17 protein-coding genes and 1 other RNA gene are annotated in these 15,859 nt (G+C 38.1%); 5 read left to right on the top strand and 13 right to left on the bottom strand.

Annotation, left to right across the window (positions count from 1 at the left end):
* Positions 1-136: 136 nt before the first annotated feature.
* Together ACMGDK_RS01845 and ACMGDK_RS01840 are read right to left on the bottom strand one after the other, a co-directional pair.
* The gene (locus ACMGDK_RS01845; protein WP_436806356.1) at positions 137-1,087 is read right to left on the bottom strand and encodes a glycosyltransferase family 2 protein; all 951 of its coding nucleotides are present in this window, start codon (positions 1,085-1,087) and stop codon (positions 137-139) included.
* Between the two features lie 13 nt (positions 1,088-1,100).
* Complete coding sequence (locus tag ACMGDK_RS01840) at positions 1,101-1,700, bottom strand: DUF4199 domain-containing protein (RefSeq protein ID WP_436806355.1); 600 nt, start codon at positions 1,698-1,700, stop codon at positions 1,101-1,103.
* Between the two features lie 130 nt (positions 1,701-1,830).
* On the opposite strand from ACMGDK_RS01840, the gene ffs reads away from it, so the two are divergent.
* Positions 1,831-1,928: signal recognition particle sRNA small type (gene ffs, locus ACMGDK_RS01835), an RNA gene on the top strand.
* 104 nt (positions 1,929-2,032) lie between these two features.
* Here the strand turns inward: ffs and ACMGDK_RS01830 are convergent.
* The 6 genes from ACMGDK_RS01830 to gyrA form a co-directional block, all read right to left on the bottom strand.
* Positions 2,033-2,719, bottom strand: a complete 687-nt coding sequence (locus tag ACMGDK_RS01830) for a metal-dependent hydrolase (RefSeq protein ID WP_436806354.1) — start codon at positions 2,717-2,719, stop codon at positions 2,033-2,035.
* Between the two features lie 211 nt (positions 2,720-2,930).
* Positions 2,931-3,377, bottom strand: coding sequence for an SRPBCC family protein (locus tag ACMGDK_RS01825; protein ID WP_436806353.1), 447 nt, complete (start codon positions 3,375-3,377; stop codon positions 2,931-2,933).
* Between the two features lie 16 nt (positions 3,378-3,393).
* Positions 3,394-4,323 (bottom strand): 1,4-dihydroxy-2-naphthoate octaprenyltransferase, encoded by a 930-nt coding sequence (menA, locus tag ACMGDK_RS01820; protein WP_436806352.1) that lies wholly within the window; start codon positions 4,321-4,323, stop codon positions 3,394-3,396.
* A gap of 90 nt (positions 4,324-4,413) precedes the next feature.
* A complete protein-coding gene (locus tag ACMGDK_RS01815; protein ID WP_040994924.1) occupies positions 4,414-5,250 on the bottom strand; it encodes a 1,4-dihydroxy-2-naphthoyl-CoA synthase in 837 nt (278 codons plus the stop codon).
* A gap of 158 nt (positions 5,251-5,408) precedes the next feature.
* The gene (locus tag ACMGDK_RS01810) at positions 5,409-6,434 is read right to left on the bottom strand and encodes a tetratricopeptide repeat protein (protein WP_436806351.1); all 1,026 of its coding nucleotides are present in this window, start codon (positions 6,432-6,434) and stop codon (positions 5,409-5,411) included.
* 28 nt (positions 6,435-6,462) lie between these two features.
* Positions 6,463-9,051: a DNA gyrase subunit A gene (gene gyrA / locus ACMGDK_RS01805; RefSeq protein WP_436806350.1), complete on the bottom strand. Its 2,589-nt coding sequence runs from the start codon at positions 9,049-9,051 to the stop codon at positions 6,463-6,465.
* Between the two features lie 148 nt (positions 9,052-9,199).
* Here gyrA and ACMGDK_RS01800 point away from each other — a divergent pair, with 148 nt between their 5' ends.
* Positions 9,200-9,514, top strand: a complete 315-nt coding sequence (locus ACMGDK_RS01800) for a DUF4286 family protein (RefSeq protein WP_436806349.1) — start codon at positions 9,200-9,202, stop codon at positions 9,512-9,514.
* A 38-nt stretch (positions 9,515-9,552) separates the two neighbouring features.
* On the opposite strand, the gene ACMGDK_RS01795 is transcribed toward ACMGDK_RS01800, so the two are convergent.
* The 3 genes from ACMGDK_RS01795 to ACMGDK_RS01785 form a co-directional block, all read right to left on the bottom strand.
* A complete protein-coding gene (locus ACMGDK_RS01795) occupies positions 9,553-9,789 on the bottom strand; it encodes a hypothetical protein (protein WP_436806348.1) in 237 nt (78 codons plus the stop codon).
* 170 nt (positions 9,790-9,959) lie between these two features.
* Positions 9,960-10,454, bottom strand: coding sequence for a GNAT family N-acetyltransferase (locus ACMGDK_RS01790; protein WP_436806347.1), 495 nt, complete (start codon positions 10,452-10,454; stop codon positions 9,960-9,962).
* A gap of 5 nt (positions 10,455-10,459) precedes the next feature.
* Entirely contained in the window at positions 10,460-10,972 is a 513-nt protein-coding gene (locus ACMGDK_RS01785; protein WP_436806346.1) for a DUF421 domain-containing protein, read from the bottom strand.
* A gap of 139 nt (positions 10,973-11,111) precedes the next feature.
* On the opposite strand from ACMGDK_RS01785, the gene ACMGDK_RS01780 reads away from it, so the two are divergent.
* A complete protein-coding gene (locus ACMGDK_RS01780) occupies positions 11,112-11,660 on the top strand; it encodes a YqhG/Tai3 family protein (protein WP_436806345.1) in 549 nt (182 codons plus the stop codon).
* Between the two features lie 51 nt (positions 11,661-11,711).
* Here ACMGDK_RS01780 and ACMGDK_RS01775 read toward each other — a convergent pair whose 3' ends face one another.
* The gene (locus tag ACMGDK_RS01775) at positions 11,712-11,846 is read right to left on the bottom strand and encodes a bacteriocin-like protein (protein ID WP_436806344.1); all 135 of its coding nucleotides are present in this window, start codon (positions 11,844-11,846) and stop codon (positions 11,712-11,714) included.
* Positions 11,847-12,036: 190 nt separating this feature from the next.
* Between ACMGDK_RS01775 and ACMGDK_RS01770 the strand changes: the two genes are divergently transcribed.
* Positions 12,037-12,516: a hypothetical protein gene (locus ACMGDK_RS01770; protein WP_436806343.1), complete on the top strand. Its 480-nt coding sequence runs from the start codon at positions 12,037-12,039 to the stop codon at positions 12,514-12,516.
* A 36-nt stretch (positions 12,517-12,552) separates the two neighbouring features.
* Positions 12,553-12,933, top strand: a complete 381-nt coding sequence (locus ACMGDK_RS01765; protein WP_436806342.1) for a DUF7079 family protein — start codon at positions 12,553-12,555, stop codon at positions 12,931-12,933.
* Positions 12,934-12,978: 45 nt separating this feature from the next.
* Here the strand turns inward: ACMGDK_RS01765 and uvrA are convergent, their stop codons facing one another.
* A complete protein-coding gene (uvrA, locus tag ACMGDK_RS01760) occupies positions 12,979-15,810 on the bottom strand; it encodes an excinuclease ABC subunit UvrA (RefSeq protein WP_436806341.1) in 2,832 nt (943 codons plus the stop codon).
* Positions 15,811-15,859 lie beyond the last annotated feature (49 nt).

The raw sequence follows: 15,859 nt of genomic DNA, 5'->3' as shown, positions 1-15,859 counted from the left end.
AATGTGTCTGAAATTTATTTTCAATAAAGCCGATTTATGATATGTTAGTTTGAATATTATTTATCGAAATCTGTAATAAAAAAATCCCCGAAAGTATGAGCTTCCGGGGACTTTATATAATGATGGTATATCCGTATTAAATTACTTCATCAATATTATAATTCTTATGTTCCCTGTTGGTCCTGATAATCATTTCTCCTAAGAATCCGGCTATAAAAAGCAGTGTTCCCATAATCATCATCGTCAGAGCTATAAAAAACCACGGATTGTTGGTAATCAGATGTCCGTAAATTCCTCTTGCCACATCAATCAGTTTTGAAATTCCCAGCCAAAGTGCAGAAAGAAATCCTACAATAAACATGACTGTTCCTACCGCCCCGAAAAAATGCATAGGCCTTCCTCCGAAACGGCTTACAAACCAAAGGGTTACTAAATCCAGAAAACCTCTGATAAATCTTTCCGTTCCGAATTTTGAAGTTCCGTAAGGTCTTGCCTGATGCTGTACCTCTTTTTCTGTAATTCTTCTGAATCCTGCATTCGCAGCTAATACCGGAATATAACGGTGCATATCTCCATACACATCGATTGATTTTACCACCTGCTTTTTATAAGCCTTCAGCCCGCAGTTGAAGTCATGAAGATAAACTCCGGATACTTTTCTTGCCGCTGCATTGAAGAGTTTTGACGGAACATTTTTCGTCATTACGTTATCAAAACGTTTCTTTTTCCAGCCCGAAACGATATCATAATTGTCCTCGGTCACCATTTTGTAAAGCTCAGGGATTTCTTCCGGAAAATCCTGTAAATCAGCATCCATGGTAATTACCACTTCTCCGTTTGTTCTTTCAAAAGCAGCATGAAGAGCCTGAGATTTTCCGTAATTCCTGGAAAATTTTATTGCGTGGATCTGAGGATGCTGAACTTTCATATTTTCGATGATACTCCATGACAGATCCGTACTTCCGTCATCTACAAACCAGATTTCATAGGATAAGCCGTTGGAGTAACAGACGTTATCAATCCTTGAAAAAAGTTCTTCCAAAGAGTCTTCTTCGTTTAATAACGGAATAACTATAGATAAATTCATTTTTTAATAAAAATTATTCTTGATTTTCTGTTTCCTGGTACACAGTTCTTGTTCTGAAAAACGCTCCAAAAAACACTGACAAAACTACGTAAAATATAAGAATTGCTGCAAAATATCCTGAAAAATGACTTGCGGTAAGCATATCTTTTCCTTTAATAGCTTCAGGAGAAAAGCTTGGAAGCCTATCTTGGTATTTTTTATCTAATTCGTCAATGTCTTTCTGGTGTTTCATGATCTTTCTTGCAGACTGATATTCAGTATCTAATTCCGTCTTCTGTCTCTGCACATACTGATAATTAAGCAATTTTTTAGCATCAGGATCTACGAAATTAAGGAACGCATAAATGCTGAAAATAGAAAGAATTCCCCCGATAAACATCGGAACGAATGCTCTTGAGAACGCATCTTTAAAACTTACAACTCTATTTTTGTTCCAGAAAGATTTTACGGACCAAAAGGCACCGCCTGCATATAAAATAGGCAGAATAAATGCATTGATTTTCAGGGAGATGTCAAAGTAATTGATTCCTGATAAAAAATAATAAGCTACAAAAAAGATGATCATTGTAGCGATAAAAAGTATAATTCCTAATGTTGATGGACTTTTCGTCATGTTAGATTTTTTAGAAAAAGTTGAAAAATTATTACACTAAATTCCAGCTGTTTAGCCTTGTTACTGCATTTTTTCAACTAATTTTCTTTAATTATGTTTTGAAGTTTATAAATTATTCCTACCTTTGCAACGGCAAGTCCTAAACAACCAGCTCCTGAGAACCCTCCAGGGCGGGAACGCAGCAAAGGTAATTGGTCGTAGCGGTGTGATTTAGGTAGCTTGCCATTTTTTTTTGATTTAAGTTGAAGTAAGGTAATTGGAAGATTATCTTTTTTTGTTTCTATACTTTTCAACATTTCCATTCTAATTTCCAGATTACCCTTCATTTTTATTTAAAATTCAAACTCCTCTCCTAATTTAGGAAGAACCAGTTCTACATTTTTATCGGCAAAATGCTTTAATGCACTTTCATGATTGATCTCAATGGCCGGGAATGTATCGAAGTGGCAACCGATCACTTTCGGAGTCTTGAGTAATTCTGCAGCTGCAAAAGATGCTTTTCTTGGGCACATGGTGTAGTGGCTTCCGATAGGAAGGATAGAAAGGTCAATATTCCCGAAAAGCCTTGGAAACAGCTCCATATCAGCCATTACTCCCGTATCTCCGGCCAAATAAATGTTCTTACCTTCAGGAAGTCTGAAAATATACCCTACAGGAACGCCTCCATAGCTTCCATCCGGGAATGAACTTGTATGATGAGCCGGTACCATGGAAATTTTAAGATCATCGATCTTTGCTGATCCTCCTAAGTTCACGTCATCTTTATTTTTTGCGGTTTTGAAGTAGGCACAAATTTCAGGCACAGCAATAACTGTTGCTTCCGGATGAAACTGCAACACTTCTTCCACATCGGCAATATGATCACCGTGAGCATGGGTCAATAAGATATAATCGATCTTCTGAGCTGCTATATCAAAGCCGGATTCTGCTTTTTTGTAATTGTAAAAAGGATCACTTAAAATTGTTTTGTCTTTGTAAGTAAACAAAAAACAGTTTTGTCCTAAAAATTGTATTTTCATTTTAATTGATTTATTAATTAATTTTTAAACATTTAAACACAAATAGCTCAAATATTTTCCACGAATAACACTATAAAATATTAGTGAAAATTTGTGTAAACATTGGTGTTATTTGTGTTTTATTTAAACGCAAAGAATGCTAAGATTTTTAATAAACTAAATGTTTTTTAAATTCGCAAAGGTGTTAATACTCTGCAAAGGTTATGTCAGATTATTTCTGTGGAAATTTATCCTCAATCAATCTTAAATTAATTCCATGTTCAAGATATGCCTTACAACCATCTAAAACTGTCGTAAAACCGCCAGTATTATCATTAATTACTTTTAAAAGGTCTTCACCCGTCTGGCTGAACCCATAGCTTTTAATAACAACAAGAGTTCCTTTCTCCATTTGTTTGAATTCATAATCTACATGTACTGACGGATCTCCCCACTCTGTTTTTATTAGTTGGTTTGGAATAATCTGATGAACTTTTACTTCAGATTTTGCGCCATACATTTCCCACTCCCAGGTAATCGTTTTACCCTCCTCCAGTCTTCCGGCAGATTTTGTAAACCAGAAATTAGTGGTTATTTCAGGGTTGATAAATGCTTCAAAAACATCTTCAACCGGTTTTCTGATAAGCATTTGAGCTTCAACATAGGTATTTGAACTCATAATATGGTCATTTTATTTATTTAAAAAAATTAAGTCCAATTGCTGTAAGAACTGCCATTGTAAAGGTAAGAATACCCACCTGTTTTAAAAATGGATCTAAGTCTTTAGGCTCTTTTACAGACATAATTTTCCTTCTGAGCTTAGCAAATGGAATCAGTAAGATCATCACAATGAAAACGTAATAATTTTGAGACTGTATGAAACCATTAAGCCCTAAGAATATAAGAATTAAAATCAAAGGAAACTGTAAAAGGACCATTTCATAAATCATTGCATTTTTGAAGCCAATCCTCAATGCAAAGCTGTTTTTCCCCGACAGCCTGTCACTTTCTATATCTCTCATATTGTTGAGATTAAGAACTGCCATGCTCATCATTCCTACCGCAGTTCCGGGTAGAAGCATATCCCAGCTGAAAGTTTTTGTGAACAGAAAATAACTCCCACAAACCGAAACCAAACCAAAAAATATAAATACGAAAAGGTCTCCCAATCCCATATATCCGTAAGGCTTTTTCCCGACTGTATAGCCAATTGCAGCCAAAATACAGGCCACTCCCAATCCTATGAAAATATAGAATTCATTCATATAATCCGGAATGAAAGCAATATACAACAAGGTAATTGTTGCAATAAAGGATAATACTGAGAAAAGAATCACGGCATTTTTCATTTGTTTTGCTGTAATTTTTCCTGAAGCTACAGCTCTGGATTCTGCTTCATTTATTCTTTTGGCATCAGTTCCTTTTACACCATCACCGTAGTCATTGGCGTAGTTTGATAAAATCTGATATAAAAGCGTAACCAGAATCGCCAGAGCAAAAATTTTCCAGTCCCAGGTACCTCCTTCTCCGTAAAGTCTCCATTTTGCAATGAAGGCTCCCATTATAATTCCACTTAAGGAAAGCGGTAAAGTTCTTAGCCTCGCGGCTTTTATCCAATCTGACATAAATATTTAGATGTTAGATAGTAGAAGCTAGAAGCTAGATTTAAAACCATATAAGTCTACTATCTAATTTCTAACCTCTAACTTCTTATTTTAAGATATCCACTGATTTTCTCCGAAATCAGGTTTTCTCTTTTCAAGGAATGCATTTCTTCCTTCCTGAGCTTCTTCCGTCATATAAGCCAAACGGGTTGCTTCTCCTGCAAATACCTGCTGACCAACCATTCCGTCATCTGTCAGGTTCATTGCAAATTTCAGCATTCTGATGGAAGTCGGGGATTTTGCCAATATTTCCTGCGCCCATTCGTAGGCTGTATCTTCCAATTCTGCATGCGGGATTACGGCATTAACCATTCCCATATCCAAAGCTTCCTGAGCGGAATAGTTTCTTCCTAAAAAGAATATTTCACGGGCTTTTTTCTGACCAACCATTTTTGCAAGGTAAGCAGATCCGTACCCTCCATCGAAACTCGTTACATCGGCATCGGTCTGTTTGAAAATAGCATGTTCTTTACTAGCTAAAGTAAGATCACACACCACGTGAAGCGAATGTCCTCCTCCTACTGCCCATCCGGGAACAACAGCGATTACTACTTTCGGCATGAAACGGATCAGACGCTGAACTTCAAGTATATTGAGACGGTGTCTTCCGTCTTCGCCTACATATCCCTGATGGCCTCTTGCCTTCTGGTCGCCTCCGCTGCAGAAAGCCCAGCCTCCGTCTTTGGCACTTGGACCTTCTCCTGAAAGCAGGACAACCCCTATTGAAGAGTCTTCATAAGCATCATAGAAAGCGTCATACAGTTCTGAAGTTGTCTTGGGTCTGAAGGCATTTCTCACTTCCGGTCTGTTGAAAGCAATTCTTGCTACCCCATTACATTTTTTATAGGTAATATCTTCGTATTCTTTGGCGGTTTTCCACTCAATCATCTTATAAAAATTTTTCTCAAAGATACGGAATTACAGAGAATTTTAAAGGTGAAATTTAACGATAATCAAGGTGAAAAAATAAAGCATATTTCAGGGTCAAAAAACAAAAACCGGAGCATTTCTGCTCCGGTTTCATTTATGATTCAACTAAGGAATTATTATTTTGCCTTTGCTTTAAGCTCAGCTTCCTTAGCTTTCAGATCTTTAATTTTATCTGTATTTTTTGTTACGATATAGATCTCTTTCAATGCAGTAAGAGCATCAAGATTTTCCGGTGCAGCTTTGTACCATCCTTCAGCATATGGAAGTGCCTTATTAAATCTTTCTCTTCTTGCATCGATAAGCTTAGTCGCTTCTTCAGGCTTTTCCTTTCTTGTTGCATTGATCTGCTCTACAGTTTTTGAATCGTCCCCAATTACTGTATAAACAAGGTTTTGGTAAGCGTTGTCAAAGTCAGGTTTAATCTCAATAGCTTTCTTGAATGATGCAATTGCATCTTCCAGTGCTGCAGGATTTTTAGATTGCATTACTCCAAGATTGTACCAGTTGGTAGCATCGCCAGGGTTTTTAGCCAGCTGTTCTTTAAGCGCTCCGATGAATTTTTCTGTATTTCCAGAATCATAGTAAGCTGTAGCCTGAGCTTCTTTAAGCTTAGCATTATTTGGAAATTTTGCCAATCCTTTTTCAATAATCACCAACGCTTCATTAGGTTTCTTTGCATTCATAAGCAAAGTCGTTAATGTTTCATACAGTTCCGGCTCAACACTTGGTGTCTGTTCTGTTTTGAAGTCTGAATAATCAGAGCTCTTTTTCATAAGTTCCCAAGTAGCTTTGTCTAAGTTCACTACCTGACCGGACTTTTTCTCTTTCGCAGTATACGTTGTCTGAACTCCTGTAAAACCTGAATTTATAAGATCTGTATATATTTTGATGGATTCGGTGCTGTTATTTGCCAAAGCATAGCTGAGCCCTGCATAATACATATATATCTTATCATCCTGGCCATTGGTCTTTAATAAGTTATAAACTTCTAAAAACTTAGGCGCGGCAACGGTATAATTTTTTGCATTATATGCATCCATTGCAGCTTTGTTCGCTTCCTGCAGCTTGGCATTTACATCGCCCTTCTGACCGAAAACGAAAGCAGAAGCTACGATTGCTATACCTAAAATGAGTTTCTTCATAATAACTATATTATATTAATTGTACGTTTTATTCTTCAGAATCAGAATTCTCATTTTCTTCGGCCGGGTTTTCTTTTTCAGCCTGCGGTTCTGTATTGTTTTCCTGGTTATCTGCTACAATTCCTGTTTCTTCTGCATTTTCTTCAGAGTCTTCTTCTGCAACCTCTTTATCCATTTCTACTTTTGCAATGGCTGCAATTTCGTCATTTTTCTTAAGGTTGATCATTCTTACTCCTTGGGTATTTCTTCCCATTACTCTCATTTCATCCATATTCATTCTGATGGCAACACCGGACTTATTGATGATCATCAATCCATCTTCGTCTGTCACATTCTGAATAGCAATCAGATTTCCTGTTTTTTCGGTAATGTTCAGGGTAATAACTCCTTTTCCTCCTCTGTTGGTGATTCTGTAGTCTTCTACAGCAGTTCTTTTACCGTATCCTTTTTCAGAAACCACAAGAACTGTCTCTTTTTCTACATCATTCACAACAATCATACCAATTGCCTCGTCATTATCATCCATAGTAATACCGCGTACTCCGATGGATCCTCTACCTACTTCTCTTACTTTTTCTTCAGGGAAACGGATACATTTACCATTTTTAGTAGCAATCATGATCTGAGAAGTACCATTGGTAAGGTAAGCACCCAACAACTGGTCATTATCTCTAATTTCGATAGCATTAACACCATTCACTCTTGGTCTTGAATAAGCTTCAAGAGATGTTTTCTTAATGGTACCATTCTTGGTAACCATTACCACGCTCATCTGGTTTACGTATTCAGTGTCTTTCAGGTTGTTGGTTCTGATATATGCTTTGATCTTATCATCCTGCTCAATGTTGATCAGGTTCTGTACGGCTCTTCCTTTGGATGTTTTTGATCCTTCAGGAATTTCAAATACTCTTAGCCAGTAACATCTTCCTTTTTCTGTGAAGAACAGCATATACTGGTGATTGGTTGCAGAAACAATATATTCAAGGAAATCTTCATCTCTTGTAGTGGCTGCTCTGTTACCTACACCGCCTCTGCTCTGAATTTTGTATTCAGAAAGTGAGGTTCTCTTAACGTATCCGGCGTGTGAAATAGTAAGAACTACCGCTTCGTTCGGGATAATATCTTCGATAGACATTTCTCCTCCTGAATAATCAATAGCTGTTCTTCTTTCGTCACCATATTTTTCTTTAATTTCAAGCAATTCTTCCTTGATGATCTCAAATCTTCTTGGTTCATTCGCTAAGATATCTTCCAAGTTCATGATCTCTTTCATGATCGTGTCATATTCGTCACGGATCTTGTCAAGCTCCATTCCTGTAAGACGTGCCAATCTCAGATCAAGAATAGCCTGAGCCTGAATGTCAGAAAGCTCAAATGCCTCAATCAAGCCTTCTTTTGCAGCCTGAGGATTGGCACTGTGGCGGATAATAGAAATTGCTCTATCTAGGGAGTCCTGAGACCCGATCACTTTCATGAATCCTTCCAAAATGTGAGCTCTCTCTTTGGCTTTTTTAAGCTCATATTGAGTTCTTCTCACAATCACTTCGTGCCTGTGCTCTACGAAATGGTGGATGATATCTTTTAAATTCAGCTGTTCCGGTCTTCCTTTAACCAACGCAATGTTATTAACGCTGAAAGAAGTCTGAAGTGCTGTATATTTATATAGTAAGTTTAGGACAACATTAGGAATAGCATCATTTTTCAGTTCATAAACGACACGCAGACCATTTCTGTCTGATTCGTCCCTGATTTCATGAATTCCTATGATTTTATCGTCTTTTACAAGTTCGGCTGTTCTGGCGATCATATCGGCCTTGTTTACCTGGTAAGGAACTTCGGTAACGATAATAGCATTTCTGTTTCCGATTTCTTCGAAATTCACTTTTGCTCTCAGCACTACCCTTCCTCTTCCTGTATGGAAAGCATCCCTTACTCCATCGTAACCGTATATAATGCCTCCTGTAGGGAAATCCGGTGCTGTAATATGATGCATTAATTCATCAATCGTGATTTCTCTGTTATCGATATAAGCACAGATTGCATCAATAGATTCTGATAGGTTGTGCGGTGCCATATTGGTCGCCATACCCACTGCAATACCGGAAGTACCATTAACTAAAAGGTTAGGAACTTTTGTAGGAAGCACCGTAGGCTCCTGCATACTGTCGTCAAAGTTATTCTGAAAATCAACAGTTTCTTTGTCCAGGTCTGAAAGAATCTCATCAGAGATTTTTTTCAGTCTAGCTTCGGTATAACGCATTGCTGCAGGCGGGTCTCCATCCATTGAACCGAAGTTACCCTGCCCATCCACCTGGGGATAACGCAAGCTCCATTCCTGAGCCATTCTCACCATTGCATCATATACTGAGGAGTCTCCGTGCGGGTGATATTTACCCAAAACGTCCCCAACGATTCTTGCAGATTTTAAATATTTTCTATTAGAAAAAACCCCTAATCCATACATACCGTAAAGTACTCTTCTATGAACGGGTTTCAGGCCGTCTCTTACGTCCGGCAACGCTCTTGAAACGATAACCGACATCGAATAATCGATATAAGACGATTTCATTTCATCAACAATGTTGATAGGAATCAGTCTTTCTCCTTCTTTTTGCATAAACAAATTTTATTATAATGACAGTCAGACCATTAGCTGTACGTCTGAAAATAATTTATTTCCAATTTTTATTAACGGGCTAATTTACGAAATTTTTACCGATTTTTGTGTTAGAATTTATCCACAAAATCTTAAAAATTCATAAAATATGAGCTTATTGAGTATAACTTTCCACTGTACGAAAAACAATATTGAAGAATGGGAAAATTATATCGACGAAACACTGGTGCTGATGGCGGAAAACCTTATGGATGTCAATAAATATATTCTTTCTGAAGTGCACAGTGATTATATTGAGGAAGGAAAGAATTATAATCTGCTTCTGATGTTTGACAGTGATGATCTCAGGGAAGATTTCATTAAAAGTGAAATGCTGAACATTTCGGAAAGAATTGAGAAAAAATTCGGAACGGAAGTAATGATCTTCAATACATTTCTGAATCCTAAAAAATCGAGATTTTAAATATAAATCAAAAGCCCTGAAAAATCAGGGCTTTTTTATTAATCTCTGTGTCGTTTGTGTCCTTTGTTTTTATGATGATGATGACCTCTGTTGTCATAATCATAATAATACACTCTTTTTTTCACCTGTCCAGGCGCATAATATCTTGCACTTCCTCCATATACTTTCTTGGCCTGTCCCGGCGGAAGTCTTCTTACATGATGATCATGCACTATACATGACGTCATCATAAGCGTAACGGTTATCACCCCTACAATTTTAATTAAACTTTTCATATTTTCCACTCTTTCAAATTCAATAGGGACATAACAAGGTTAGTGCCAAAGTATGCTGGAGCTTTTTGAATTGGAGTATTAGAGGGGCTTGAATGATATAAGAACTAAGGGTAATTCAATTTAAAAAACTGAAAGATAAATATTTAAGGAATGACTTACCACTTTATTAATTATTCTATAGTATCGCTTCGCTTTTCAAACAGGACAACATCTTTCCACTGTCCGTTAAGTTTCCCGATCTTTTTTCTGACACCCACTGTTCTGAATCCATTTTTCTGGTGAAATCTTATGGAAGCTTCATTCTCAGGAAATATACTGGCCTGAAGAGTCCAGAAACCATGGCTTTCACTGTCAAGGATCATCTTTTTCAATAGTACGGACCCTAAACCCTTCCCCTGATAGGTATTGTCAAAATAAATGCTTACCTCAGCAACTCCTTTATAACATTCTCTTTTACTTACCGGCTTCAATGCGCACCATCCTACTACTTCACTGATTTCATTTTCCAGTACCCAGCGACAGTCGTTGTAATATTCCATATTCCACGCTTCGGCAGTGGGAACTTCCGTTTCAAAAGTGGATATACCTCCGTCTACTCCCTGTTTATAAATTTCCAGCACTTTTTTTTCATCACTGGGAAGCATTTCTCTTAATTCGTAATTCATTCTATTTAATAGTATTTTCTTTTATTCTTTCTTTTGATTCTTGAATAGTGGGTCTGCTTTTCTCTTTCATCTTCTGAAATAACGCTTATATTCCCGTCCACTTCAAGGATAGAAAGTTTTACATCTCTTATCTGTTCTATGCCATGTTCCCTTATAGCCTCTTCCAGCTCATCCCGGGTGATCTTTACCCTATTTAGGGCAGCCTGGTCTATGACGCCGTCTCTGATCAGGATTACAGGATCTTCCTCCATAAATGTTTCAAATTTCCGATTGGAGAACATGAGTCTTTTGAGAATAAAGTTGGCGGCAAAGAGAACCAGGGCTGCGATAAGACCTCCCTGAAGAGAAGTATCCGGGCCTACCATCGCATTCTGAACTGCATTGGAAATAAGGAGAAGCAAAACTACATCTCCTGCATTGAGCTGGGAAAGCTGGTTTTTACCAAAGAGACGGATAGCAATCACCATAAAAAGGTAAACACAAAGGGAACGTACTACAACATCAAGAATAGGATTCACAGATCATATTTAATAATCAAATGTATTAAATTTTATGATTGCCTGTTGAAATTATTTTAAGCTTAAGAAGCAACATGACAAATCAAAATATGGCACATGATTTGACCATTGAATTTAAAGAATAAACATAATTTTATTGATGAAAAAAATCTTTTTATGCTTAGGTATTTTTCTCTTTTTAGCGGCCTGCAAAAATAATGGATCCCGGGCAAATCCAGCTGTAGAAGCTGCTGTCATTCAAAAGATCAACGAGCTTTACAGTTTATATGGAAGCTCAAATGATGCTCTTTATAATAAACCGTTTTCTGACAGTCTTTTTTCACCGGAACTGAAAAAAACACTTGAAAATGCTGTGAATGTCTCAAAAGCTGATATTGAAAAGGTAAAACACAGCGATCATCCGGATGAAAAACCATTACTGTTTGAAGGAGCTGTTTTTTCAAGCCTGTATGAAGGGTATAACAGTTACAAAATAAAATCTGTTAGTATAAACCCTTCGGGTACCTCAGCAGATGCGGCGGTTACTTTTGAATACACGATGTCCTCACCGAAAGTCATATGGACCGACAAAGTGCACTTAGTAAAATCCGGCCCGGAATGGAAGATTGATAATGTCAGTTTTGACCGTATTGGAAATTCGAAGGGCCTAAAAGCAAGTCTGAAAGATTTTGCTCAAAGCGCGAAATAATTATTAAATCTGATCATAAAAAAAGCTGCTCTGAGGGGGCAGCTTTTATTTTTAAGGGCATTGAGAGATTGGGACCTCGCTGCATACTACTTTATTCATCCATTCGCAGTATACGCAATATTTCTTTGGTTCACCTCCATACACGGATTTTAAGTCTGATTTTGTCAGTTTCTTTAAATTTTTCATATCGTTTTAATTGTTTTGGTTGATAAATGTATAACGAATTTTTTAACGTTTTATTATCCATTATATATAGGTTAAACCAACAGCTTATAACCTGCCTCTAGATCTTAAAATAATGGGAATATGTGTTTAAAATTTATTTTATATCTTTAATCAACCAAACATCACACACTTAATCACTAAAAATATTGAAATGATCACACCAAAAGGAGCCCAGGTCGGGCAATTCGAACCAGTAAAAAAATCACTGATATCCAATGGCCTTCTTTCCGGGCAGGACGAGATGGCCAATTACAACAAGGGCGTATGCCACGATGTGGTAGCTTATGCCCTGTATATGAGAGGTGCAGCTATATCTCCGGATGAACTTGTACAGTTCCGTGCACAGGGATGGCTCAAAAAATTCAACTATGCTGCGGGCGACAAGTGGGATGGTTACGCTATAATTCCCAAAGGAAAAGCCATCGGTTTTTACAGGCTAAGAGATAAAACATGGTTCCATTCGGCTGTCACTACCGGAAACGGTGCGGAGATCAGATCCGTGAACGGATTTTCACTGGGTACAGCATGGTCGGTTCCTGTAGATATGAAATGGGTTCTGGGTAAAAAGAATGAAGATGGAACCTTCAACTACGACGGCACAAAAATAGAAGTTTATATATCCTCTCTATAATTGGTTTGATCAATTCATCTACCAAAGCTACTGTCAATGATAAATCCCGTCAATATTAAAGAGCGAAAACCTGTATGGATCGCTCTTTCTGATTTTTATCTGGATACGGAACTTCAAGATTCTGATTTTAGGTATATTGCCCAGACAATCCTGGAAAGTCCATATTCTTTTGACGACGTGAAAACCATTAATATATATGAAGTTTTTCCTGTTTTACAGCCCAATCTCTTACAGGCAGCAGGTGAATGGGCCGGATTTAATGAAAAATGGCTGATGGAAGCCATTACAGATCACCTTAAAACAAAAACCGTTTCTGATAACGTAATGATAAGCACCAACTATAAAAAATATGTTTGGATGCAGGAAGACTATTGGCAGAAACTTGAAAGCATTTACAACGAAATGCAGGAGAAATAAAAAGCCACAACATGTATTGTGGCTTTCTATATTCAATTTTAATTATTATTCTAATTCTCTTTTTAGAAACTTCCCGGTCAAACTCTTCTTAGATTTCACAATCTCTTCAGGAGTTCCCTGAGCTACGATCTGGCCACCGTGTTTTCCTCCTTCCGGTCCTACATCGATAATATGGTCTGCCAATTTGATCACATCCATATTATGTTCAATGATGATAAATGAATTTCCTAATTCTACCAGCTGATTAATGGCTTCCATCAGGATCTTTACATCTTCGAAGTGAAGTCCGGTTGTCGGTTCATCTAAAATATACAGTGTATTTCCGGTCTGTCTTTTCGAAAGTTCTGTAGCCAGCTTGATTCGCTGTGCCTCTCCTCCTGAAAGTGTTGTAGACTGCTGTCCAAGCGTGATATATCCTAATCCAACATCCTGAAGCGTTTTTACCTTTGCAAAAATCTTAGGAATCGGCTGGAAAAAATCTACAGCTTCACCAATCGTCATATCCAGAACGTCGGAAATAGATTTTCCTTTGTAACGTACTTCCAGGGTTTCTCTGTTGAAACGTTTTCCATTACAGGTTTCACAATGAACATATACATCGGGAAGAAAGTTCATTTCAATCACTTTCAGTCCTCCACCCTGGCAGGTTTCGCATCTTCCGCCTTTTACGTTGAATGAGAATCTTCCCGGCTTATAACCACGGATTTTACTCTCCGGAAGTTCAGCAAAAAGGTTTCTGATGTCTGTAAACATTCCTGTGTAGGTTGCAGGGTTTGACCGCGGCGTTCTTCCGATCGGCGTCTGGTCTACATCTACAATTTTATCAATATTATCAAGGCCTTCGATCTTTTTATAAGGAAGAGGCTCCTGAACGGCCCTGTAAAAATGTTTGTTCAGGATCGGATATAAGGTTCCGTTGATCAGGGAAGATTTTCCGCTACCTGAAATTCCTGTTACCACAACCAGTTTTCCTAACGGAATATCCAGGGTAACATTTTTAAGGTTATTTCCAGTAGCTCCTTTTAACAGTATATTTTTACCATTCCCAGCTCTTCTTTCCGCAGGAACTGCTATCTTTCTTTTTCCGTTGATATAGTCTGCCGTGATGGTATCTGCCTTCAACAGGTCTTTCGGTTTTCCCTGCCACAGTATTTCTCCTCCGAATTTTCCGGCTCTCGGGCCAATGTCCAACACTTCATCGGCCTCCAGAATCATATCTTTATCATGTTCTACAACAATGACGGAGTTCCCGATATCTCTAAGGTTTTTCAATGAATTGATCAGTCTCTCATTATCTCTCTGGTGAAGCCCAATACTTGGTTCATCCAGAATATACAATACATTCACAAGCTGTGAACCGATCTGCGTGGCAAGACGTATCCTCTGGGATTCACCACCCGAAAGGGTTTTAGAGCTTCTGCTTAAGCTCAGATAATCCAATCCTACATCCAGAAGGAACTGAAGCCTTGTTTCAATTTCTTTTAAGATTTCGTAGGCAATGATTTTATTTTTTTCTGAGAACTTATCTTTGACGTCGGATAGCCATTCTTTTAAATCGGATAAGCTTAAAGCATTGACCTCAGCAATATTCTTTCCGTCTATTTTAAAACTCAAGCTGGCAGGCTGAAGACGGGTTCCGCCGCATTCGGGACAGGTTTCTTCAGTGGTAAAGTGCCTTTCCAGCAATACTGCTTCGTAAGATTCTCTTTCCTCAATAATCTCTTCCATAAAGGTAATCAGACCATCGAAGCTTATTTTAATTTTTTTGGTAATCCCTGCGTATTTCAGGTCTTTATTAAATTCCTTATGACATCCGTTGTAGATATAGTCCAAAGCCTCTTCCGGAATATCCTGCATAGGTGTTGCCATACCCAATCCGAAGATTTCAAGGATATTTTTAATTTGTGAGAGTATCCATTTGTTGGATTTGATGTCTTCCAGCGGCAATAACCCTCCTTGGTTAATGGAAAGTTTAGGGTTTTCAATAAAATAATCTGTATTGATCTTTTTGATGGTTCCCAAACCTTTACATTCCGGGCAGCTTCCTTTCGGTGAGTTGAAAGAGAATGTATTGGGTTCCGGAAGTGCCAGTGAATGCCCTGTTTCGGCATCCATCAGGTTTTTCGAGAAATATTCAATATCTGCACTTCCCAGTTTCTGGATTCCGATGATCCCTTCGCCCATTTCCATTGCAGTACGCAGGGATTTCTCCATTCTGGTCTCAGAGGCATTTTCACCGATGATCCATCGGTCGATTACAATGTCGATATCGTGGGTTTTGTATCGGTCCAGCTTCAGATCATATTCTATATCCTGCAGCTCGCCGTCAATTCTTGCCTGGCCGTAGCCTTTTTTTGCCATCTGCACGAAAAGCTCATGGTAATGACCTTTTCTGGAGCGTACTACAGGGGCAAGAAGCATTATCTTTTCGCCTTTATAATTTTCCTTAATTGTTTCAAGGATCTGGTCTTCCGTATAGCTTACCAACCTTTTTCCTGTAGAAAGAGAATATGCATCGGAAACCCTGGCATACAACAGACGCAGATAATCATACAGCTCGGTAACGGTTCCTACGGTAGACCTGGGATTTTTATTGGTGGTTTTCTGCTCAATGGCAATTACGGGAGAAAGTCCTTCTATTTTGTCTACATCCGGACGTTCCAACCCGCCTAAAAACTGGCGTGCATATGCCGAAAATGTTTCGATATAACGACGCTGTCCTTCGGCAAAGATGGTATCAAAAGCCAAAGATGATTTCCCGCTGCCGGAAAGTCCGGTAATTACTACCAGTTCGTTGCGCGGGATCTTTACATTAATATTTTTAAGATTATGTTCACGTGCTCCGTAAACTTCTATATATTCTGTTGATTTACTCATAATTTGGGGTGATCCTGCCTGAAAATCACAATGTGCAAAATTACGGAAT

It is taken from the genome of Chryseobacterium hilariae, from assembly GCF_051400735.1.
In the GTDB taxonomy this organism is placed as follows: Bacteria; Bacteroidota; Bacteroidia; order Flavobacteriales; family Weeksellaceae; genus Chryseobacterium.
This window is presented reverse-complemented; position numbering and strand designations above follow the sequence as displayed.

Bases quoted from the DNA above. Each gene is read 5' to 3' on its own strand.
- ACMGDK_RS01775 (WP_436806344.1), bottom strand. From the start codon at position 11,846: ATGAAAAATTTAAAGAAACTGACAAAATCAGACTTAAAATCCGTGTAT.
- ACMGDK_RS01830 (WP_436806354.1), bottom strand. From the start codon at position 2,719: ATGAAAATACAATTTTTAGGACAAAACTGTTTTTTGTTTACTTACAAA.
- ACMGDK_RS01770 (WP_436806343.1), top strand. From the start codon at position 12,037: ATGATCACACCAAAAGGAGCCCAGGTCGGGCAATTCGAACCAGTAAAA.
- ACMGDK_RS01790 (WP_436806347.1), bottom strand. From the start codon at position 10,454: ATGAATTACGAATTAAGAGAAATGCTTCCCAGTGATGAAAAAAAAGTG.
- ACMGDK_RS01795 (WP_436806348.1), bottom strand. From the start codon at position 9,789: ATGAAAAGTTTAATTAAAATTGTAGGGGTGATAACCGTTACGCTTATG.
- ACMGDK_RS01825 (WP_436806353.1), bottom strand. From the start codon at position 3,377: ATGAGTTCAAATACCTATGTTGAAGCTCAAATGCTTATCAGAAAACCG.
- ACMGDK_RS01845 (WP_436806356.1), bottom strand. From the start codon at position 1,087: ATGAATTTATCTATAGTTATTCCGTTATTAAACGAAGAAGACTCTTTG.
- ACMGDK_RS01840 (WP_436806355.1), bottom strand. From the start codon at position 1,700: ATGACGAAAAGTCCATCAACATTAGGAATTATACTTTTTATCGCTACA.
- ACMGDK_RS01810 (WP_436806351.1), bottom strand. From the start codon at position 6,434: ATGAAGAAACTCATTTTAGGTATAGCAATCGTAGCTTCTGCTTTCGTT.
- ACMGDK_RS01800 (WP_436806349.1), top strand. From the start codon at position 9,200: ATGAGCTTATTGAGTATAACTTTCCACTGTACGAAAAACAATATTGAA.
- menA (WP_436806352.1), bottom strand. From the start codon at position 4,323: ATGTCAGATTGGATAAAAGCCGCGAGGCTAAGAACTTTACCGCTTTCC.
- ACMGDK_RS01780 (WP_436806345.1), top strand. From the start codon at position 11,112: ATGAAAAAAATCTTTTTATGCTTAGGTATTTTTCTCTTTTTAGCGGCC.
- ACMGDK_RS01765 (WP_436806342.1), top strand. From the start codon at position 12,553: ATGATAAATCCCGTCAATATTAAAGAGCGAAAACCTGTATGGATCGCT.
- gyrA (WP_436806350.1), bottom strand. From the start codon at position 9,051: ATGCAAAAAGAAGGAGAAAGACTGATTCCTATCAACATTGTTGATGAA.
- ACMGDK_RS01815 (WP_040994924.1), bottom strand. From the start codon at position 5,250: ATGATTGAGTGGAAAACCGCCAAAGAATACGAAGATATTACCTATAAA.
- uvrA (WP_436806341.1), bottom strand. From the start codon at position 15,810: ATGAGTAAATCAACAGAATATATAGAAGTTTACGGAGCACGTGAACAT.